The organism is Kitasatospora sp. NPDC038210 (genome assembly GCF_055600605.1).
On record NZ_JBVJYK010000002.1, the window covers coordinates 642,895 to 663,395 of the forward strand.

The following is a 20,501-nucleotide window of genomic DNA, read 5'->3' on the forward strand; positions in this document are numbered from 1 at the left end:
GGGCAATTGCCCTTGGCAAGCTCTCCGAACCCTCACCGTCCGTCCCAGCCTGCACGAATGGCGCACAGTGAGGCCCACGCAGCGCTAACCTCGGCTCCACGCAGTGATGGAGCTGTGACGCGATCGGGCGAGGCGGAGGCGCGACGGTGACCGAGCAGGAGAACGAACTTCGGGCGGGGGCCGGTTCCGGGCGCGACGGTGACGGTACCGCGCCCCGCGTCCGACTGCGCGACCGGGACGCCGAACTGCGCTCGGTGGAGAACGCCGTCGACCGGCTCTGCCGCGAATTCGCCGCCGGCGGCACCGAGATCGGCGACCTGCTCGCGTTCTCCGGCCGTCCCGGCATCGGCAAGACCAGCCTGCTGCAGGAGGTCCGACGGATCGCCAAGCTGCGCGACGGAGCCACCGTGCTGTTCGCCCGAGGCGGCGAACGCCAGTTCAAGGAGCCGTACCACGTGCTGCGCCAGCTGCTCCAGCCGGTGCTCACCGACCTGGCGCCGGACGTGTTCCGCCAGGTCATGGGTACCTGGGAGGAGGTCGTCGGACCGGCCATGGGCCTCAAGCAGCCCAAGGCCGGCGCCCGCCGCCTCGACCCGCAGGGCGTGCGCGACGGCCTCGACTACGTCCTCACCCAGCTCGCACCGCGCCGCGCGCCGATGGTGATGATCGTCGACGACCTGCACTGGGCCGACGCGGAATCCCTCTCCTGGCTCGCCAAGTTCGCCGTCCGCTCCAGCGAACTGCCCGTCCTGCTGGTCTTCGCCTTCCGCGAGGACGAGAACGACTGGCCCGTCGCGACCCAGGAGTTCCGCCGGGACATCATCGGCCTCAAGGGCCGCAAGCACGAGCTCAACCGGCTCAACCTCAGCTCCGTCACCGACATGATCCGCGCCGAACTCGGCCCCAAGGCCGAGGACGCCTTCTGCTACGAGTTCTGGAACGTCGTCAACGGCAACCCCTTCGAGGTCGTCGCCCTCCTCGACCAGGTCCGCGACCAGGAGCTCGAACCGGTCGAGGAGAACTCCCGGCAGCTGCGCGAACTCGCCGTCGACGCCACCGGGATGACCCTCAAGAGCTGGCTGGACCGGCTCGGCGCCAGCACCCTGCGCTTCGCCTGGGCCTGCGCCATGCTCGGCACCGACATCAGGGTCGACCTCGCCACCCGGATCTCCACCCAGAGCACCGAGGGCGCCCGCGACTCCATCAAGCAACTGCGCAAGCAGCGCGTGCTCACCCAGGCCCCCAACGGGAACCTCGAATTCGTCCACCCGCTGATCGCCAGCTCGATCTACAACACCATGCCGGACGCCACCCGCCTCGGCATGCACGGCATCGCCGCCGTCGAGATCGAGAACGCCGGGCTCGGCCTGCTCGCCGCCTCCCGCCACCTGGTCGAGACCCACTCCGGCGAGGGCGACGACCGGATCGTCAAGAAGCTGCGCCGCGCCGCCGTCGAACACCAGCTGATCGGCGCCCCCGAGGCCGCCCAGCGCTGCCTGCACCGCGCGCTCAACGAGCCGCCCGCCGACGAGATCAAGGCCGAGGTGCTCTACGAACTCGGCTGCTCCGCCCTGCTGACCGACCCCGTCGCCACCGTCAACCAGCTCAAGCTCGCCCTCGACCCGGACGAGGTGCCGCTGCGCCCCGAACTGCGGGTGGACGCCACCTTCCGGCTCTCCGAGGTGCTCGCGCACAGCGGCGAGCTGCGCCAGGCCGCCCTGGTCTGCCAGGAAGAGGCGCAGATCACCGACGACCCGGCCGGACGACAGCGGCTGCAGGCCGCCTCGTTCATGTGGCACGCCTTCCGCAAGTCCGAGGAGGACGGCCCCGGCCGCTCCGCCCGGCTCGGTGCGATGTGCGGCAGCCTGACCGGCCAGGAAGCCGCCGACCGGGCCGTGCTCGCCATGCGGGCCTGGGACCTCACCCTGCGCGGCGCCCCCTCCGCCGACGCGCTCGCCCTCGCCGACAGGGTGCTCGACGGCGGCCGTCTGCCCAAGGGCCTCGGCTGGACCGACACCACCTGGGGCTTCGAACTGCCCTCGATGCTCGGCCTCACGTACATCTACAACGACCGCGTCGCCCAGGCCGAGCGACTGGCCGCCGACGCCATCATCCAGTTCGAGGTGGCCGGCTGGAGCGGAGCCCACCGGGGCTTCGCGTACTTCCTGATGGGTCTGGCCCGGTTCCGCCGCGGCCTGCTCGCCGAGGCCGAGGACTTCCTGCGCCGGGCGTACCGCATCTCCGAGCGGATCGGGCAGAAGCTGCCGCTGGCCTGGGACGCGGTCGGCGTGCTGGTGGACACCCTGATCGCCCGCGGCCGGGTCGACGAGGCCTGGGAGCTGGCCAACGACTTCGGCTTCCACCCGCCGTACCACGCGACCGCCATGGTGCTGCCGGACGCGGCCTCGCTGTACGGGAAGCTGCTGATCGCCAAGGGCCGGCACGCGGGCGCGGCCGCCGCGCTCACCGAGGCCGGCACCCAGCTGGAGATCCGCGGCTGGCGCAACACCGTCTGGGCGCCCTGGGCCGGCCACCTCGCCGTCGCGATCGCGGAGGACGAGCCCGAGCGCGCCCGCGAGTACGCCCAGACGGCCGTCCGGCACGCCCGCACCTTCGGCACCGCCTCGGCGATCGGCAGCGCGCTGCGGCTGCAGGCGTACGTCGAGGACGGCCAGCAGGCGGTCGAGCTGCTGGAGCAGGCCGTGATGCACCTCGGACAGTCCCCGGCCGGCTACGAGCACGCCGTCGCACTGGTCGACCTCGGCGCCGCGCTGCGCCGGGTCGGGCGGCTGGAGGACGCCCAGGAGTACCTGTACCAGGGCATCGAACTGGCCCAGCACTGCTCGGCGGAGGGGCTGGTCGAACAGGCGCGGCGGGAGCTGGCCAACTACGGCCTGCGGCCCAACCGGCTCGGGCTGCGCGACTTCCGGGACACCCTGGACACGCTCAGCGGCCCGGAACTGGAGGTCGCCCGGCAGGCGGTGCAGGGCCTGCCGCCGCAGCGGATCGCCGAGGAGCTCGGCCTGCACATCAGCCTGGTGAACAGGCGGCTGGCGGCCGTCTACCGCAAGGCGGGGAGCGGGCCGGACGGGCTGGCCTCGGCGCTCGGGCTGCAGCAGCAGCGGGAGGCGAGCCGGGTGGAGGACGAGGAGTAGGGGGCGGCGGTCCGCGCGGCGGCGGCGATGGCGGCCGTGGCAGGTGGCGGTCGGTCAGGGCGGGTGCAGCGTAGGGGCGGAGCGCGCCGGTGCCGCTGCGCCCGGGTGGCCGCCGCCGTCGATAGGCTGACGGAGACGGGGCTGCCGAGGCACCCTCGACGGACCAGGAAGCGGCCGGGCGCGGAGTGCTCCGGCCGACAGTGAGGAGCAGGCCATGGCGAGCGAGGCCACCAGTGTTCGACACGAACACCTCGAACCCTCGGGTGCGGGCGCCGCGATCGAGCGCTGGACGCTCACGGCCGGTCCGTACGAGGCGAGCGTGCTGAACCTCGGTGCCACCCTGCACACCCTGAGCGCACCGGACCGTTCCGGCCGCTCCGCGCAACTGCTGCTCTCCAGCGACGAGTTGGCCCAGCTCCTGGGCCCGGCCCGGCACTACGGCACGGTGGTGGGCCGGTACGCCAACCGGATCGACCGCTCGTCGGTCACCGTCGACGACGAGGAGTACCCGCTCGCCCCCACCGGCGGCGGCATGACCATCCACGGCGGGCCGGACGGCTTCGCACACCGGATGTGGGAGGCCGAGGCGGTGGAGGGCGGGGTGCGGCTGCGGCTGCACAGCCCGGACGGCGACCAGGGCTTCCCCGGCGCCCTGGACGTCACCGTCGACTACACGCTCGACGCCTCCGGCGAGCTGGTGATCGCCTACCGCGCGGTCACCACCAAGCCGACCGTCGTCAACCTGACCAACCACGCGTACTTCAACCTCGCGGGTGAAGGCAACGGCGACGTCCTCGGCCATCTGCTGACCCTGGACGCCGACGAGTACACCCCGGCCGACGAGCGGCAGGTCCCGACCGGGCGGACGGAGCCGGTGGCCGGCACGCCGTTCGACTTCACGGTGGCCACGCCGATCGGCAAGTCGGTGCACGACCGGCACCCGCAGCTGGTCGGGCCCGGCGGCTACGACCACAACTGGGTGCTGCGGGAGCGGCCCGCGGACGGCAGTCCGGCGCGGGCGGCGCTGCTGGAGGACCCGGTCAGCGGCCGCACCCTGGAGGTGCTGACCACCGAGCCGGGCGTCCAGGTCTACACGGCGAACAAGTTCCAGGGCGCGGTCACCGGCGCGAGCGGCGTCCCGTACGGGCCGTTCGCCGGGGTCGCGCTGGAGACCCAGCACTTCCCGGACTCCCCGCACCACCCGGCGTTCCCGAGCACGGTGCTGCGGCCGGGGGAGGAGTTCCGCTCCACGACCGTGTTGCGGCTGGGGACGAACTAGCCCGTCACGGGCAGGGCCGGGGCCCTGCCCGCAGCTGTGGCCCCGGCCAACGGCGGGGCCGCGGGCGGGATCACGGCTGCAGGTCCCGGCGCATGCAGACCCGGGGCCAGCGGTCCAGGCCGTGCTCGGCCTCCTGGCGCCGGATCTCTCGCAGGCCCGGGGTGACCTCGGCGTCGCTCAGCGGGCGGAAGCCGCAGCGCGCGTAGTAGGGGGCGTTCCAGGGCACCTCGGCGAAGGTGGTGAGGGTGAGCGCCGGGGCGTCGGTGGTCCCGGCGAGGTGCTCGATCAGCGACCGGCCGATGCCGTGGCGGGCGTGGTCGGGGTGGACGGAGACCTGCTCGATGTGCATCGCGCCGTCCACGGGCTCGGCCAGCAGGTAGGCGGCGATCGTGCCGTCGGGGGCCTCGGCGACCAGGGCGACGCCCCGTTGCAGGTAGTGCGCCAGCTCCTCCGGGGCTGGGGGCTCGTCCTCGGCGACCTCCGGCATGCCGATCGCGGCGAAGGGGGCGCCGGCGGCCCGTTCCAGCTCGGCGAGCAGCGGAAGTTCGTCCTCGGTGACGGTCCTGATGCGCATGCGTCCAGTCTGCGCCAGGCGGCTTTCAGCCACGCACGGTGGTTCCGTCGGCCACCCGGCAGCGGTCCGAATCGGACGAACCGGGGCAATCGGCGTGGGCGTCAACTACCGAGTGGCAACGTCCAGGACACGCGGATGTAACGATCCCCGTTTCTTGCAGAAACTTGCTGCAAGGACTTTCCGTCGATCTTTCACCGCTGTTAACTTCCTTCCAGCCCGACGGCAGCAAGGATGCGGTCGGCACGAGGCAGCCATTATGCGCCTGTCTCCGAAGATCTCGGGCACCCCCACCCTCCCAAGGAGTTCTCATGCGGCGTGGCATCGCGGCCTCTGCCCTCGTTGTGGCCCTCGCGGTCTCGATGGCTGCCTGTGGCAGCAGCGGCTCCAGCTCGGACGGCAAGGCCGACGGGCCGGTCACCCTCACGTACTGGGACACTTCGAACGCCACCAACGAGGCGCCGAACTACCAGGAGCTCGTCAAGAAGTTCGAGGCCGCCAACCCGAACATCAAGGTCGACTTCGTCAACGTCCCGTTCGACCAGGCGCAGAACAAGCTCCAGACCGCCATGGGGGCCAAGGGCGCTCCGGACGTGTTCCGCTCCGAGGTCGGCTGGACCGCCGCCTTCGCCAAGGCCGGCTACCTGGAGCCGCTGGACGGCACCCCGGCCGCCGCCGACACCTCCGCCTTCCAGCCCAGCCTGATCCAGCAGGCCAAGTACGAGGGCAAGCTGTACGGCGTCCCGCTGGTCACCGACACCCTGGGCCTGCTCTACAACAAGGAGCTGTTCGCCAAGGCCGGCATCACCGAGGCGCCGAAGACCTGGGACGAGCTGAAGGCCGACGCCGCCGCCGTCAAGGACAAGGCGGGCGTGGACGGCTTCTGGCTGAAGGCCGCCGACGGCTACTACGCGATGCCGTTCCTGTTCGGCGAGGGCACCGACACCGTCGACGCCGCCGGCAAGAAGATCACCGTCACCTCGCCGGAGGCCGTCAAGGCCGTCGAGACCTACAAGTCGATGTTCACCTCGCCCGGCACCGCCAAGGCCGACGTCACCACCGACGCCTACGCGCACATGATGGACGCCTTCAACAGCGGCAAGGTCGCGGCGATCATCCAGGGCCCCTGGGAGATCACCAACATCTACAAGGGCTCGGCCTTCGCCGACAAGACCAACCTCGGCATCGCGGCCGTCCCCGGCGGCTCCGCGGGCAAGGCCGGCGCCCCGACCGGCGGTCACAACATCTCCGTCTACGCCGGTGCCGACAAGGCCCACAAGGCCGCCGCCGAGAAGTTCGCCGCCTTCATGACCTCGGCCGAGAGCCAGGCGTTCATCGCGCAGAAGAACTCCACCCTGCCGACCCGCTCCGACGCCTTCACCGCCGACGTCAAGGCCGACCCGGGCATCGCCGGCTTCCAGGGCATCCTCAGCAGCGCCAAGCCGCGCCCCGAACTGCCCGAGTACAGCTCGCTGTTCGCCTCGCTGGGCACCAACCTGGGCAAGGCCGTCCAGGGCACCGGCACCCAGGACGCGCTGAACACCGTCGCCACCGACTACGCCAAGCTCCTGCCGGGCTTCGCCAAGTAGTCCCCGTGCCCGGTCCGTCGGATGACGGCTGACGGATGACGGCGAACGGATAACAGAGAACAGATTTCATCGTCTGTCAGTTGTCCGCCGTCATCCCTCGCCTCCCCGACGGGCCGGGCCGTCGGCCTCCCCCGAGAATCCCCCCGAGAAGGTGCAAACGATGTCAGTCGCCGTGCAGGGCGCCACCGGCAAGGGCAGCCGGGAGCGCGAGCAGCGTCCGGGCCTGCTGGAACGCGTCAAGCGCTCCTACGCCAAGCACTGGTACGCCTACGCGATGATCGCCCCGGTCGTCCTGGTGCTCGGCGTGCTGGTGCTCTACCCGCTCGTCGAGGGCATCTGGCTCACCCTCACCGACGCCAACAGCCTCAACGTCGCCCGGACGATCGGCGTCAACGAGATCCCGGCCAGCTACAACTTCGTCGGCTTCCACAACTACGCCGACATCCTGTGGGGCCCCGGCTCGTACGACCGCTTCTGGTCGCACTTCGTCTGGACCATCGCCTGGACGGCGATCTGCGTCTTCCTGCACTACACCCTCGGCCTGGGCCTCGCCCTGCTGCTCAACAAGAAGCTGCGCGGGCGCGCCTTCTACCGGATGATGCTCATCCTGCCCTGGGCCGTGCCCACCTTCGTCACGGTCTTCTCCTGGCGCCTGATGCTCTCCGACGGCGGCGTCGTCAACGGGATCCTCTCCTCCCTGCACCTGCCCGAGCCCGGCTGGCTCACCGACCCGTGGGCCCAGAAGGCGGCCGCGATCCTGGTCAACACCTGGGCCGGCGTGCCGTTCATGATGATCTCGCTGCTCGGCGGCCTGCAGTCGATCCCGGCCGAGCTCTACGAGGCCGCCGAGATGGACGGCGCCACCCCCTGGCAGCGCTTCCGCCACGTCACCATGCCCGGGCTGCGCAGCGTCTCCTCCACCGTCGTCCTGCTCGGCGTGATCTGGACGTTCAACCAGTTCAACGTCATCTTCCTGCTGTTCGGCACGGGTGCGCCCGACGCCCAGCTGCTGGTCACCTGGGCCTACCGCCTCGGCTTCGGCCAGATCCCCCGGGACTACGCGCAATCCGCCGCGTACGGCGTGATCCTGCTGTCCATCCTGATCGTCTTCACCGCCTTCTACCGGCGCTGGCTCGCCCGCAACGAGCAGGCCAACGGCTGAGGCCCCGGACCCAGTTGACCCACGAAGGCAGGTAACCCCGATGAGCACCACCACCGAACGCCCGGCCCCCGCGGCGACCGCCGCCCCGGCCGCCCGGCCGGCCAAGGTCCGCCGCCGCGGCGAGAGCAGCCCGCTGGTCCGGGCGCTGTCCCACGGCACCCTGATCGTGGCCAGCCTGATCGCGCTGTTCCCGGTCGCGTGGATCCTCTTCGTCTCGCTCGGCCCGGACAAGACCGACTACCTCCACCCCGGCCAGATCCTCGACAAGCTCACGCTGTCGAACTACCAGCACGTGCTGTCCGACACCGACTTCTTCACCTGGTTCGGCAACGCCCTGCTGGTCTCCGGCATCACCACCGTGTTCGGCGTCATGCTCGCCGCCACCACCGGCTACGCCGTCTCCCGGATGAAGTTCCCCGGGCACAAGCCGCTGATGTGGTCGCTGCTGGTGACCCAGATGTTCCCGATCGCGGTGCTCATCGTGCCGATGTACACGATGCTCTCCGAACTCGGCCTGCTGGACAGCTACACCGGTCTGATCCTGGTCTACTCGACCACCACCGTGCCGTACTGCGCCTGGCTGCTGAAGGGCTACTTCGACACCATCCCGGTGGAGATCGACGAGGCCGGCCGGGTCGACGGGCTCACCCCGTTCGGCACCTTCTGGCGGCTGGTGCTGCCGCTCGCCCGCCCGGGCCTGGCCGTCGCCGCCTTCTACTCCTTCCTCACCTACTGGGCCGAGGTGCCGTTCGCCTCGACGTTCATGCTCAGCTCGGACAAGTACACGCTGGCCGTCGGCCTGCAGACCTTCGTCAGCGAGCACGACGCCCAGTGGAACCTGATGGCTGCCACCGCCGTGCTGATCGCGATCCCGTCCGCGGCCTTCTTCTACCTGGTGCAGCGCCACCTGGTCACCGGCCTGACCGCCGGTGCCTCCAAGTCGTGACGCCTGCCGCGACACACCTCGCGCGCAAGGCCCCCCGCTCCTCCGATCCCCAAGGGATACCGTCCATGACCCAGAACCTGGCCGACACCTCCCGGCCTGTCGCCGACACCGCTCACGAGGCGGCCACCCCGGCTCCTGCGGCGGGCGGCGTGCACAGAGACTGGTGGCGGGACGCGGTCATCTACCAGGTGTACCCGCGCAGCTTCGCCGACTCCAACGGCGACGGCATGGGCGACCTGCCCGGCATCCGCAGCCGCCTGCCGTACCTGCGCGACCTCGGCGTGGACGCCGTCTGGCTGTCGCCGTTCTACGCCTCGCCGCAGGCGGACGCCGGCTACGACGTCGCCGACTACCGCGCGGTGGACCCGATGTTCGGCACCCTGCTGGACGCCGACGCCCTGATCCGCGACGCCCACGGACTGGGGCTGCGGATCATCGTCGACCTGGTCCCCAACCACTCCTCGGACCAGCACGAGTGGTTCCAGCGCGCCCTGCGCGAGGGCCCCGACTCCCCGCTCCGCGACCGCTACCACTTCCGTCCCGGCAAGGGCGAGAAGGGCGAACTGCCGCCCAACGACTGGGAGTCCATCTTCGGCGGCCCGGCCTGGACCCGCACCGAGAACCCGGACGGCACCCCCGGCGACTGGTACCTGCACCTGTTCGCCCCCGAGCAGCCCGACTTCAACTGGGAGAACCGCGCCGTCGCCGACGAGTTCCGCTCGATCCTGCGGTTCTGGCTCGACATGGGCGTGGACGGCTTCCGCATCGACGTCGCCCACGGCCTGGTCAAGGCCCCCGGCCTGCCCGACCTCGGCGGCTCCGACCAGCTCAAGCTGCTCGGCAACGACGTCATGCCGTTCTTCGACCAGGACGGCGTGCACGAGATCTACCGCAGCTGGCGCAAGATCCTCGACGAGTACCCGGGCCAGCGGATCGGCGTCGCCGAGGCCTGGACCCCGACCGTCCAGCGCACCGCCAACTACGTCCGCCCCGACGAGCTGCACCAGGCCTTCAACTTCCAGTACCTGGGCACCGATTGGGAGGCCGCCGCGCTGCGCGAGGTGATCGACCTCTCGCTCGACTCGATGCGTCCGGTCGACGCCCCCACCACCTGGGTGCTGTCCAACCACGACGTCACCCGGCACGCCACCCGCTTCGGCAACGAGCCCGGCCTCGGCACCCAGATCCGCACCGCCGGCGACCGCGAGCTCGGCCTGCGCCGCGCCCGCGCCGCCACCCTGCTGATGCTCGCGCTGCCCGGCTCCGCGTACGTCTACCAGGGCGAGGAGCTCGGCCTGCCCGACGTCACCGACCTGCCCGACGAGGTGCGCCAGGACCCGTCGTTCTTCCGCCAGGCCGGACAGGACGGCTACCGCGACGGCTGCCGCGTCCCGATCCCGTGGTCCGGCACCGAGGCCCCGTACGGCTTCGGCCCGGTGGCCGGCGGGCCGTCCTGGCTGCCGCAGCCCGCCGCCTGGGCGGAGTTGAGCGTCGAGGCGCAGACCGGCGACCCGTCCTCCACCCTGGAGCTCTACCGCAGCGCGCTGGCCCTCCGCCGGGCGACGGCCGACCTCGGCGCCGGCACGGAGGTCGAGTGGCTGGACGGCCCGGAGGGCACCCTCGCCTTCCGCCGCGGGTCCTTCGTGTGCACCGTGAACACCACCGGCGAGCCGGTGCGGATCGCGGCCCCGGGCACCCTGCTGCTCGCCTCGGCCGACCTCGTGGTGGACGGCGGCGAGACGGTGCTCGCTCCGGACAGCACCGGCTGGTGGGCGGTCTGACGTGGTTGCAATAGGCTCTGGGACCGTGACTACGGCGCGACTCTCAGACATCGCGGCACAGGCGGGGGTCAGCGAAGCCACCGTCTCCCGCGTGCTCAACGGCAAGGCGAACGTCTCCGCCGCCACCCGGCAGACGGTGTTGGCCGCGCTCGACGTGCTCGGCTACGAGCGTCCGACCCGGCTGCGCCAGCGCAGCGCCGGGCTGATCGGGCTGATCACACCGGAGTTGAGCAACCCGATCTTCCCGGCACTGGCGCAGGTGATCGAGCAGGTGCTCAGCCGGCACGGCTTCACGCCGGTGCTGTGCACCCAGACACCGGGCGGATCCACCGAGGACGAACTGGTGGAGATGCTGGTCGACCGGGGCGTGGCGGGCATCGTCTTCGTCTCCGGACTGCACGCCGACACCACGGCCGACCACGACCGCTACGCGCGACTGGCCGGGCGCGGGGTGCCGTTCGTGCTGATCAACGGCTTCAGCGAGAAGATCGACGCGCCGTTCATCTCGCCGGACGACCGGGCCGCGATGTGGATGGCCGTCCAGCACCTGGCCGAACTCGGCCACGAGCGGATCGGGCTGGCCGTCGGGCAGCGCCGGTACGTGCCCGTGCTGCGCAAGATAGAAGGCTTCACGGCGGCGATGCGGGAGGTGCTCGGGCGTACCCAGGAGGAGGCCGAGAACCTCGTCCACCACACGCTGTTCAGCGTGGAGGGCGGACACGCGGCGGCCGGCGCGCTGCTCGACAAGGGCTGCACGGCGATCGTCTGCGGGAGCGACATGATGGCGCTCGGGGCGATCAGGGCGGTGCGGCAGCGCGGCCTGTCGGTGCCGCAGGACGTGTCGGTGGTCGGGTTCGACGACTCGCCGCTGATCGCCTTCACCGAACCGCCGTTGACCACGATCCGCCAGCCGGTCGAGGCGATGGCCACGGCGGCGGTGGACGCGCTGCTGGAGGAGGTCGGCGGGAACGCCGTCCAGCGCGGCGAGTTCATGTTCCAGCCGGAGCTGGTGATGCGCGGGTCCACCGGGGCCTGCGCGCGCTGAGCGCCGGCCGCAGGGCCGAGGGAAGGGCCCCGGAGGGCAGTTGCTCTCCGGGGCCCTTCGGCGTGCCTGTGTGCGGCCCTGCTCGGCAGCGCTCGGCAGATCTCGACTGCCCTCAGCCGTGCTCGGTGTCGGTGGTGCGGTCCTGGGCGAGGCGGTTGCCGTCGGCCGGGTCGCCGGTGCGGGCCTCGGTGCGGCGGCCGCGGGCCAGGTAGTCGCGCAGGACCAGTTCGACGGCGTCCTGCGGGTTCTTGGTACCGGAGAGCATCATCGCGTCGATCGCGAGGTTCGCGTCGAGCGTGACGGTGACCTGGGCCATGTGACTCCTCCTCGGGTGCAGAGCAGCAGCATGCCCGTTCGGGTCCGGTTCCACCACGGGGATACGCCGCGACCCCCGGGGAGGAGCGACCAGACTCTTCCCCGGGGGTGGCGGGTGATCAGTGTTCGGTGGCGGCCGACGACCCGCGATCTGCGGACGACGGATGACAGATATTGAAATCTGTCAGCTGTCAGCTGTCAGCTGTCATCCGTCAGCGGTCGTCTGAAGTCCGTCAGCGACGAGCAGTCGGCTGCCTGCTGCCTGCTGCCTGCTGCCTGCCGTCAGCCGTCTCGCCGTGCTCAGACCCGGCCGGCGAAGTCCGGGGCCCAGTTGGCGACGGTCTGCTCGCGCACACCCGCGCTCGGGTTGGCGGCCTCGACGTACTTGCCGCCACCGACGTAGATCGCGACGTGGTAGACGCCCGAGTCCTTGCCGTTGTTGGACCAGAACAGCAGGTCGCCCGGCTGCAGGCTGTCCAGCGAGACGTGGGTGCTGGCGGCGGCCTGGTCGGCGGCGACGCGCGGGACGGAGATGCCGGCGGCGCGCAGGGCGGCCTGGGTCAGGCCGGAGCAGTCCCAGCCGCCGTTGCCGGTGCCGCCGTAGACGTACGCCTGGCCGACCTTGGACTCGGCGAAGGCGACCGCGGCGGCCATGCTGCCGCTGGCGGCCGGGGCCTGCGCCGGGGCCTGGGCGGCCGGGGTCTGGGTCTGGGCGACCGGCTTGGCGTTCACGGAACCGCCGTTCGCGGACTGACCGGACTTCTGCGAGCGGTTGAACCAGGTGAAGTCCGAGCCGGACTTGTCCGAGGAGGCGGACTGCTGGGTCTGGCCGTGGTCACCGAAGGTCAGGTGCTGGCCCGGGTAGATGGTGTTCGGGCCGTCGGTCAGGGTGCTGCGGTTGAGCTCGTACAGCCGCTCCCAGCCGCCCTGGACGTTGTGCTTGTCCGCGATCGAGGACAGCCAGTCGCCCTCGACCACGGTGTAGTCGTCGCTCTGGGCGGCCTGCTGGTGCCTCTGGGCCCAGGTGCCGGCGGCAGAGTCGGCGGCGTCCTGGGCGGGCGCGGCCGGCTTGGCGGGCTTGGCCGCCGGGGCCGGGGTCTGGGCGGGCTTGGCAGCCGGGGCGGCCGGAGCGGCAGCGGCCGAGGTGTCGACGGCGGCGGGCGTGCCGCCCTTGGTCAGGCCGGCCTTGACCGAGCAGACGGGCCAGGCACCGGGGCCCTGCGAGGCGAGGACCTTCTCCGCGACGGCGATCTGCTGGTCCTTGGTGGCCAGGTCGGCGCGCGAGGCGTAGGCGGTGCCGCCGAAGGCGGACCAGGTGCTCTGGGTGAACTGCAGGCCGCCGTAGAAGCCGTTGCCGGTGTTGATGCTCCAGTTGCCGCTGCTCTCGCACTGGGCGACCTTGTCCCAGGTCGCGACGGAGGCGGCGGAGGCGGTGCCGGAGACGAGGCACGGGACGGTGAGGCCGACGCCCGCGACGCCGATGGCGGCGATCACGCGGCGGGTGCGGCTGGACAGACGGGTGCCGTTGGTGGGCAGCATGAAGACGCGGTCCTCTCCCACGCCTGCGAGGTGAGCTGTCGGATTCGGGCCGGAGTTGCCCGGCCGCGCGTGAGCGCGGCTTCACCCCTAGCCCTGAACCGTTCCTGGGAGCGGTCCGGGGCGACTTACCTGTGGGTCCCCCGCTCCTGCCGTGGTGCGTTTTCGCGCTGCCAGGACATCCGACGGCAGGACTCGGCGTCGCGGATGAACTGGGTCCGTGTGGTCACGAACGGGGAGCACGTTAAGCAGACTTAAGTTCAAACTGCAAATAGCTGTGACGCGCATCACGGATTAGCAGGAAGTGCCAAATTGGCGGCTAATCATGATCGTAAATGATCGTTTTTCGGCAATGCGATTGCGGATGCCCACAACTGTCTTTGCCTCAGGAATGGCATGACGGTGTGTCGAAGCGCGAAACGGCGCACCGGTCCAACCGGCGGAGCGGACGTGATTCGAGCGCCCCGGAGTGCGCTCGCCATTCCCCGGCAAACAGCGGCAGAACGGACATTCCATTCATTGTTCGCTTAACTCCGGTAACTCCCGTACGCCGCAAGAGCGGGAAAGCGGGCAAAGCGAAGGGCCCGGAACGCAAGCCGTTCCGGGCCCCGTGTGCGCGCCGACGGGCGCGCGGTGTCCGCTACTGTCCGGCAGGCTCCTCGGCGGCCGCGTGGGCGCCACGGGCGCCCTCCACGACCCCCTCGGCCTCGGCGGCGGCCGCCGCCTCCGCCTCGGCCCGCGCCAGGTCCTCCGCGGACGGTGCGGGCAGCGCGGCCAGGTAGGTCGAGGCGATCAGCTGGCCGACGGTCGGGTACGCGCCCAGCGGCGCCGCCGACGGGCAGCCGGTCTCCTCGGCGGCCGCGGCGAGCAGCTCGGAGTCGGCCTCCGGCCCGATCACCAGCGGGGCCAGCGCCGGGCGCTGGGAGCCGGTCTCCTTGAGGTGGTCGACGGCCGCGGCCACCGAGCCGGGCACGTCGAGCGCGGCGGCCACGACCGGCACGGCCAGGCGGGCGGCCAGCAGAACGCCGGTGATGCCGGCCGCGGCGGCGGCGTCCTCGCCGCCGACGGTGGTCAGGACCACGCCGTCCGCGGCGGTCGCGATGGCGAAGAGCCGGGCGCGGTCGGCGCGGGCCAGCCCGGCCTCGGAGAGTCGTACGTGGACGGCCTCGGCGAGCAGCGGGTGCGGGCCGAGCGCGTCGGTGACGGGCGCGCCGTACTCGGCGGCGAGCGCGTGGAGTTCGGGCAGGAAGCCGTGCGGACCGGGCACCAGTGGCACCAGGACGGGCATCGGCAGGCCGGCCTCGGCGGCCGTGGCCAGGAGCTCGGCGACGGTGCGGTCCTCGCCGCCCTCACCCTCGGCGGAGCCGCCGGGGAGGTAGCCGACCGCGGCCTGGACGCCGTTCTGCTCGCTGCGGACGATGGAGAGCAGCTCCTCGACGACCGAGCGGGACTCGGGCCCGGCGGCCGTGGGCACGGCGAGCACCAGGGCCGGCGCGCCGGTCGGAATCTCGGGGCGCTCGGGACGACGGTGGCGCCCCCGCGCACGGGAGCCTGGAGTGCGGACGGGCAGTGGCGCGCCCGGAATGGCTGCGGTGCTCATGCCGGAGATCGTAGGACATCTGCCCGTCCGGCCTGCAGTCGGCTGCCGTACGGGTTTCGCGCGGCCGCTGTGCGAACCCGGTGTGTCCGCCGCATCGGGTTCGGGTGGTTTGCCTACAATCCGGACATTCCACACCCAATCCCCGTGCGGGCGCGGCTCATTGCCTGGACGTGCCGGACGGGGTGCGGCGTTGCAGTCGCGGCGCGTGAGATGTCTCACAGCCCGGAGGTCGCCTGACGGAGGGTCACGGCGGTGCGACTCCCGGCATTCGAAGATCAACATTAAGCGGGGGGCCGCTCACGGCCGGTTATCGCGACCCCGGTGATTCAGTCGGCTATGTCCGTTTACGTACCGTCAGGAGAAGGCCCCGTGAAGAGTTCGGGGCTGCGGGTGAAAGGCCTCGTGCACCTGCAATGTCCCGTGCTGATGCACGTGCACTGCAGCTATCATCGCGTCAAGTGAGGCGTTGTGCCGGGCCGGTACGGGGCCGGTCCGTTCGTTCGGCGGTGCCGGGGGCGCCGCGCTGGACGACAACTCCGGAGCTCTTCGGGAGACTTCTATGCACGACTCGCAGAACACACACGACTCGCACGACACCTACAACGGGATGGCCGCGGCCGATCTCACGGGGGTGGTCTGGCAGAAGAGCCGGCACAGCAACTCCCAGGGCAACTGCGTCGAGTTCGCGGCCCTGCCGGGCGGCGACGTCGCGATGCGCAACTCGCGCTTCCCGGACGGTCCGGCCCTCATCTACACCCGGGCCGAGATCGCCGCCCTGCTGCTGGGGGCCAAGGACGGGGAGTTCGACCACCTGGCGGTCTGACCGGCCGCCGTGCTTCACCATCGGGGGGCCGTCGTGGGTGCCGACACCGCGACGGCCTTTGTCTTTTCGGTCGTCTCCTCCGACTTCTCCGCCTTCTCCGACCGTACCGGTCGCCGCCGGGGCGAAGTGATGACGGGGCCTGGCGCAGGGGCCCGGGGCGTGGTCCTCCCGGGGCTTCCCTCGACCGGCCGCTCCGTCCGCCGTCCGGCTCGCTGCAGGGCCTGGTGCGGGAAGGCGTTCCGGGTCGACCACTCGACCGACCACCGCCGGGCCGGTCCTCCGGCCGATCGCCGAGCGGGTCCTCCGACCGATCGCCGGGCCGGTTCCCCGATCGACCGCACGGCGTCGGGCGCTGCTCGCCACGTGCCGCGGGGCGCTAGGCCGAGCGCCGGTGCCGTCCACCGATGTCGACCGGGCCGCCGAGTGCGTCGAGCGCCCCGCGTCCACCGATCTCCGGGTGTCCGTCCAGCGGGCCGCCCGTCGGCTCCGCCTCGAACAGGGCCCAGACCACCTTGCCGCTGCCCAGCGGGTGCCAGCCCCAGGAGCGGCTGAACGACTCCACCAGGTGCAGCCCGCGGCCGGATTCGGCGACGAAGTCCGCCTCCCGCGCCACCGGTCCAACGCTGCTCGGATCGCTCACGGCGCAGACCACCTGGGGCGCGCGGTGCACGAGGCTTATTCGGATCGGCAGCCGCCCGTCCGCGGTCGGCTGTGTGGGAAAGTCATACTCGCCCGGGGCACCGCCCGTCGGGTCGGGCCGTGCGCCGATCGCATGCCGGAGCGCGTTGGTCACGAGTTCCGACGCCACCAGCGCCACGTCGTCGAACAGCTCCGTCAGTCCCCAGCGCTGGAGCGTGGTCCGGGCGAAGTCGCGCGCGGTTCTGACGGCTTCGAAGCGAGGAGCGAGCGTACAGGTGACCACATGGGGGTCAACCGCCAAAGCCGTACCGGTGCTCATGAAGAGCTCCTCCCATAAGGGGGCGGACACGGCTGGACCCGCCGGGGTCATGCCGGTCACCTCCGACTCGCTCGGCCGCTCGGCCGCCCCTTCGACCAGACGCACGCGCACTCGAACGCCCGATGACGCGGGGGACGCCGTCGGGCCGGTGCACGGAGTCGCGCGTGGGGTCGACGCGGAGCCCGCGGGATTGCCAGGGATGTGCAGGTGCACGTGCACCATGGTGGTGTGCGCTCACTGCAGATGCAAGAGTCGATTCACGTGCAGTCGCACTATTGGCATATGCAAGCGCCGGATGCACGTGCATCCTGGTGTGCGGAGTGCAGAACTGATAGGAACATCCGTCAGTATCGGCACCGTGAGCGCTCAACTGATGGCAGACTGTGCGCTGTTTGCCCTAGGTGGAGGTTTCGACCGCATGACCACAGTTCAGCCGGGCGGCGGCTCGATGGTCCGCCGGATCCTCCTCGGCTCGCAGTTGCGTCGCCTGCGAGAGGCGCGCGGCATCACCCGCGAGGACGCGGGCTACGCCATCCGGGCCTCCGAGTCCAAGATCAGCCGCATGGAGCTCGGCCGCGTCAGCTTCAAGGAGCGTGACGTCGCCGACCTGCTCAGCCTGTACGGCGTCGACGACGGCATCGAGCGGGAAGCCCTGCTCGGCCTCGTCCGCGAGGCCAACAAGTCCGGTTGGTGGCACAGCTTCAACGACGTGCTGCCAGGCTGGTTCCAGACCTACGTCGGACTGGAGGAGGCCGCTCAGCTGATCCGGACCTACGAGGTGCAGTTCATCCCCGGGCTGCTGCAGTCCGAGGAGTACGCACGGGCGGTTTTCGGCCAGAGTCGGCCGGTCATCAGCGAGGAGGAGGTCGAACGGCGGGTCAGCCTCCGTCTGCGCCGCCAGAAGCTGCTGACCGAGGGTGCCAGCCCTCGTCTGTGGGCGGTCATCGACGAGGCCGCGCTGCGCCGGCCGGTCGGCGGGCCCAAGGTGATGCGAGGTCAGGTGCAGTACCTGATCGACGTCGCCGAGCAGGCCAACGTGGTGATCCAGGTGATGCCCTTCCGCTTCGGGGCGCACGCCGGGGAGTCCGGCGCGTTCACGATCCTGCGCTTCCCGGAGCAGGACCTCGCGGACGTGGTCTACCTGGAGCAGCTCACCAGCGCGCTCTACCTGGACAAGCGGGACGACGTCGACGCGTACATCCAGGTCATGGAGCGGCTCTGCGTGGACAGCCTCACGCCGGAGCGCACCATAGACCTGCTCGCCTCGATCCTGAAGGAGCGCTGAAACCCCGGGGGCCCGTCCTCGCGGAGCCCCCGGCAGCAGACCGAAGCGAGTGAGTGGCAGGCCGCCCGCCCCGCCGTCAACCGCGGGCCGGCGGCCTTTCGCGTTCCGGCGGGTCGGGCTGCGGCGGACTGCCGAGGTGCCAGGCCAGGTCGTAGCGGCGGAAGAGGTCGGCCCGGATCGGGGCGAGCGGGATCTCGGCGCCCGGCAGCAGCACCCCGATGCAGCCCCCCATCAGCGCACTGCGCAGCACCGCGTGCTCGGCGACCGGGTCCGGGGCGCCCCAGTCCTGCAGCAGTCCCTGCAGGATGGCGCCGAGCTGCTGCTGCTCCGGGTCCTGGACGAAGGCGCCGGTGTCCGGGTCGAGGATCAGCGCCAGGTGCGAGCGCATCACCCGCGGGTGTTCCATCGCGAGCGCGAGGACGGCGTCTATGGCGCGGGCCAGCCGGGCCTCGGGGGAGGAGCCGGGCGCGAGTTCCGCCAGGGCGCCGGCCAGCGCCTGGTGCATCATCCGGTGTGTCGCGGACTGCATCAGCAGTCGTTTGCCGTCGAAGTAGTAGGAGACCAGCCCGCGGGCCAGCCCGGCCCGCTCGGCGATGTCGGTCAGTGTCGTGCCCGCGTAACCGCGCTGGTCAACCAGCTCGACGGTGGCCCGCATGATGCGCCGGCGGGAGCGTTGCCGCATCTCCTCGTTGACCGAATCCCCGCGAGGTGCCATCGTGTCTGCTCCGAACGTTCGTTGGCTCCGGGCCAATATACTTGCGAAGCCGACAGCCGCCCCGCGCAACCGTGCCCTGGCGGGCGCCGCCCGGGCGGCCGGTACGAAGACGGCCGGCTCCACCAACACGGGGGTTTGGTGGAGCCGGCGCCATTGCCCGACGGCCGGGGGTCGGCCGTGGGCGGGGCTCACGGGATCAGTGCTCGGTCAGGACTTCGGTCCGGGCCGCCGTCGGCCCGACTGACGGATAATCATAGTCAGGCACCGTCACGGGGGCGGCACTCCGGCGTCGGTCCACCAGCGCTCCGACCGTCGCGACCAGCAGTCCGACCAGTGCGACTACCGTGACGAACACCAGCGCCGGACGGAATCCGTCCAGCTGGGCCTGCGGGCTGTCGCCGCCGGCGCTGCCGGCCGTGATCATCGCCGTCGCCCCGGCCAGCACCACCGCCGTGCCGACCTGGATCGCGGTGTTCACCAGGCCCGAGGCCAGGCCCTGCTCCTCGTCGGCCACGCCGTCGGTGGCGGCGATGTTCACCGAGGGGAACGCGAGCGCGAAGCCGACGCCGAGCAGCAGCATCGAGGGCAGCACCAGGGCGACGTAGGAGCTGTGCTCGTCCAGCCGCAGGAAGAGGGCGAAGGCGCCGACCAGGGCGAGCACGCCGATCGGCAGCAGCCGTCCGGTGCCGAAGCGGTCCACGATCGGGCCCATGAACGGCGCGGAGAGGGCGATGAACGCTCCGGCCGGCAGCAGCCCCAGGGCCATCTGCAGGGCCGACCAGCCGAGCAGGTGCTGCAGGTAGAGGGTCACCACGAACTGGAAGCCGCCGTACGCGCCGGTCATCGCGAAGGCGACCAGGTTGGCCCGGGCGACCGAGCCGTTGCGGAAGATCCCGAGCCGGACCAGCGGGTGGGCGGTACGGCTCTCGACCAGCAGGAAGGCGGCGGCCAGCGCGGCGACCGCGACCAGCGAGCCGACCGTGCGCAGGCTCAGCCAGCCGGCACCCTGCGCCTCGGTGACGGTGAACACCAGCAGCAGTACGGTCGCGGTGCCGGTGATCGCGCCCAGTGCGTCGTAGCCGCCCTTGGCGGGCTCCTCGGCCGGGCGGGGGAGCAGGCGGACCGCGAAGACCAGGGCGAGCAGCGCGACCGGGACGGGCATCAGGAAGGTCCAGCGCCAGCCGACCGAGGTGAGCAGGCCGCTCAGCACCAGGCCGAGCGAGAAGCCGCTGGCGCCGCAGGTGGTGTAGATCGACAGCGCGCGGTTGCGGGCGGGGCCCTCGGCGAAGGTGGTGGTGATGATCGAGAGGCCGGCCGGGGCGGTGAAGGCGGCGCTGACGCCCTTGAGGAAGCGGGCCGCGATCAGCAGCCCGCCGTCGTCGACCAGGCCGCCGATCAGCGAGGCGCCGGCGAAGGCACCCAGGGCGACCAGGAAGACCCGGCGGCGGCCGAGCAGGTCGGCGGCGCGGCCGCCGAGCAGCAGCAGGCCGCCGTAGCCGAGCACGTAGCCGGAGACGACCCACTGCAGCGTGGAGGTGGACAGGTGCAGTTCGGAGCCGATGGACGGGAGGGCGACGCCCACCATCGAGACGTCCAGGGCGTCCAGGAACATGGCGGCGCAGAGCACGATCAGGGTGCCCCAGAGGCGGGGAGTCCAGTGCGGCCCGCTGGTTGACGGGGCGTCGGGTGGCGTGACGGTCGCGGTGGTCATGGGGAGGACAGTACATGCGTATGCATTCAA

16 protein-coding genes and 1 riboswitch are annotated in these 20,501 nt (G+C 71.5%); of the genes, 9 read left to right on the forward strand and 7 right to left on the reverse strand.

The annotated features are described in order from the left end of the window. The first annotated feature begins 146 nt into the window (after positions 1 to 146). Positions 147 to 3,155 carry an ATP-binding protein gene (locus ACZ7KX_RS06325; RefSeq protein ID WP_470325540.1) on the forward strand — a complete coding sequence of 1,003 codons (3,009 nt, stop codon included), beginning with the start codon at positions 147 to 149 and terminating at the stop codon, positions 3,153 to 3,155. Positions 3,156 to 3,369: 214 nt separating this feature from the next. Then, positions 3,370 to 4,434, forward strand: coding sequence for an aldose epimerase family protein (locus ACZ7KX_RS06330; protein WP_396553446.1), 1,065 nt, complete (start codon positions 3,370 to 3,372; stop codon positions 4,432 to 4,434). Between the two features lie 70 nt (positions 4,435 to 4,504). Here ACZ7KX_RS06330 and ACZ7KX_RS06335 read toward each other — a convergent pair whose 3' ends face one another. Further along, positions 4,505 to 5,008 carry a GNAT family N-acetyltransferase gene (locus tag ACZ7KX_RS06335; protein ID WP_470325541.1) on the reverse strand — a complete coding sequence of 168 codons (504 nt, stop codon included), beginning with the start codon at positions 5,006 to 5,008 and terminating at the stop codon, positions 4,505 to 4,507. 308 nt (positions 5,009 to 5,316) lie between these two features. Here ACZ7KX_RS06335 and ACZ7KX_RS06340 point away from each other — a divergent pair, with 308 nt between their 5' ends. From ACZ7KX_RS06340 to ACZ7KX_RS06360, 5 genes are all read left to right on the forward strand, one after another. Further along, a complete protein-coding gene (locus ACZ7KX_RS06340) occupies positions 5,317 to 6,594 on the forward strand; it encodes an extracellular solute-binding protein (protein ID WP_470325542.1) in 1,278 nt (425 codons plus the stop codon). Between the two features lie 160 nt (positions 6,595 to 6,754). Then, entirely contained in the window at positions 6,755 to 7,756 is a 1,002-nt protein-coding gene (locus ACZ7KX_RS06345) for a carbohydrate ABC transporter permease (protein WP_350524256.1), read from the forward strand. Positions 7,757 to 7,796: 40 nt separating this feature from the next. Continuing rightward, positions 7,797 to 8,702: a sugar ABC transporter permease gene (locus ACZ7KX_RS06350; protein ID WP_470325543.1), complete on the forward strand. Its 906-nt coding sequence runs from the start codon at positions 7,797 to 7,799 to the stop codon at positions 8,700 to 8,702. 65 nt (positions 8,703 to 8,767) lie between these two features. Then, the gene (locus ACZ7KX_RS06355; RefSeq protein ID WP_350524258.1) at positions 8,768 to 10,483 is read left to right on the forward strand and encodes a glycoside hydrolase family 13 protein; all 1,716 of its coding nucleotides are present in this window, start codon (positions 8,768 to 8,770) and stop codon (positions 10,481 to 10,483) included. 25 nt (positions 10,484 to 10,508) lie between these two features. Next, on the forward strand, positions 10,509 to 11,528 hold the full coding sequence (locus ACZ7KX_RS06360) for a LacI family DNA-binding transcriptional regulator (RefSeq protein WP_350524259.1): 1,020 nt from the start codon (positions 10,509 to 10,511) through the stop codon (positions 11,526 to 11,528). A gap of 112 nt (positions 11,529 to 11,640) precedes the next feature. On the opposite strand, the gene ACZ7KX_RS06365 is transcribed toward ACZ7KX_RS06360, so the two are convergent. From ACZ7KX_RS06365 to ACZ7KX_RS06375, 3 genes are all read right to left on the reverse strand, one after another. Then, positions 11,641 to 11,844: a hypothetical protein gene (locus ACZ7KX_RS06365; protein ID WP_396553451.1), complete on the reverse strand. Its 204-nt coding sequence runs from the start codon at positions 11,842 to 11,844 to the stop codon at positions 11,641 to 11,643. Between the two features lie 299 nt (positions 11,845 to 12,143). Then, entirely contained in the window at positions 12,144 to 13,382 is a 1,239-nt protein-coding gene (locus ACZ7KX_RS06370; protein WP_470325572.1) for a transglycosylase family protein, read from the reverse strand. 7 nt (positions 13,383 to 13,389) lie between these two features. Continuing rightward, positions 13,390 to 13,551: riboswitch (cyclic di-AMP (ydaO/yuaA leader) on the reverse strand. A 468-nt stretch (positions 13,552 to 14,019) separates the two neighbouring features. Continuing rightward, a complete protein-coding gene (locus tag ACZ7KX_RS06375) occupies positions 14,020 to 14,979 on the reverse strand; it encodes a sirohydrochlorin chelatase family protein (RefSeq protein WP_470325544.1) in 960 nt (319 codons plus the stop codon). A 559-nt stretch (positions 14,980 to 15,538) separates the two neighbouring features. On the opposite strand from ACZ7KX_RS06375, the gene ACZ7KX_RS06380 reads away from it, so the two are divergent. Then, entirely contained in the window at positions 15,539 to 15,802 is a 264-nt protein-coding gene (locus tag ACZ7KX_RS06380) for a DUF397 domain-containing protein (protein ID WP_470325545.1), read from the forward strand. Between the two features lie 376 nt (positions 15,803 to 16,178). Here ACZ7KX_RS06380 and ACZ7KX_RS06385 read toward each other — a convergent pair whose 3' ends face one another. After that, on the reverse strand, positions 16,179 to 16,760 hold the full coding sequence (locus tag ACZ7KX_RS06385; protein ID WP_470325546.1) for an ATP-binding protein: 582 nt from the start codon (positions 16,758 to 16,760) through the stop codon (positions 16,179 to 16,181). 418 nt (positions 16,761 to 17,178) lie between these two features. On the opposite strand from ACZ7KX_RS06385, the gene ACZ7KX_RS06390 reads away from it, so the two are divergent. Beyond that, entirely contained in the window at positions 17,179 to 18,045 is an 867-nt protein-coding gene (locus ACZ7KX_RS06390) for a helix-turn-helix domain-containing protein (RefSeq protein WP_350524265.1), read from the forward strand. Positions 18,046 to 18,121: 76 nt separating this feature from the next. On the opposite strand, the gene ACZ7KX_RS06395 is transcribed toward ACZ7KX_RS06390, so the two are convergent. Together ACZ7KX_RS06395 and ACZ7KX_RS06400 are read right to left on the reverse strand one after the other, a co-directional pair. After that, complete coding sequence (locus tag ACZ7KX_RS06395) at positions 18,122 to 18,760, reverse strand: TetR/AcrR family transcriptional regulator (RefSeq protein ID WP_470325547.1); 639 nt, start codon at positions 18,758 to 18,760, stop codon at positions 18,122 to 18,124. A gap of 196 nt (positions 18,761 to 18,956) precedes the next feature. Further along, positions 18,957 to 20,471, reverse strand: coding sequence for an MFS transporter (locus tag ACZ7KX_RS06400; RefSeq protein WP_470325548.1), 1,515 nt, complete (start codon positions 20,469 to 20,471; stop codon positions 18,957 to 18,959). Between the last annotated feature and the right edge of the window lie 30 nt (positions 20,472 to 20,501).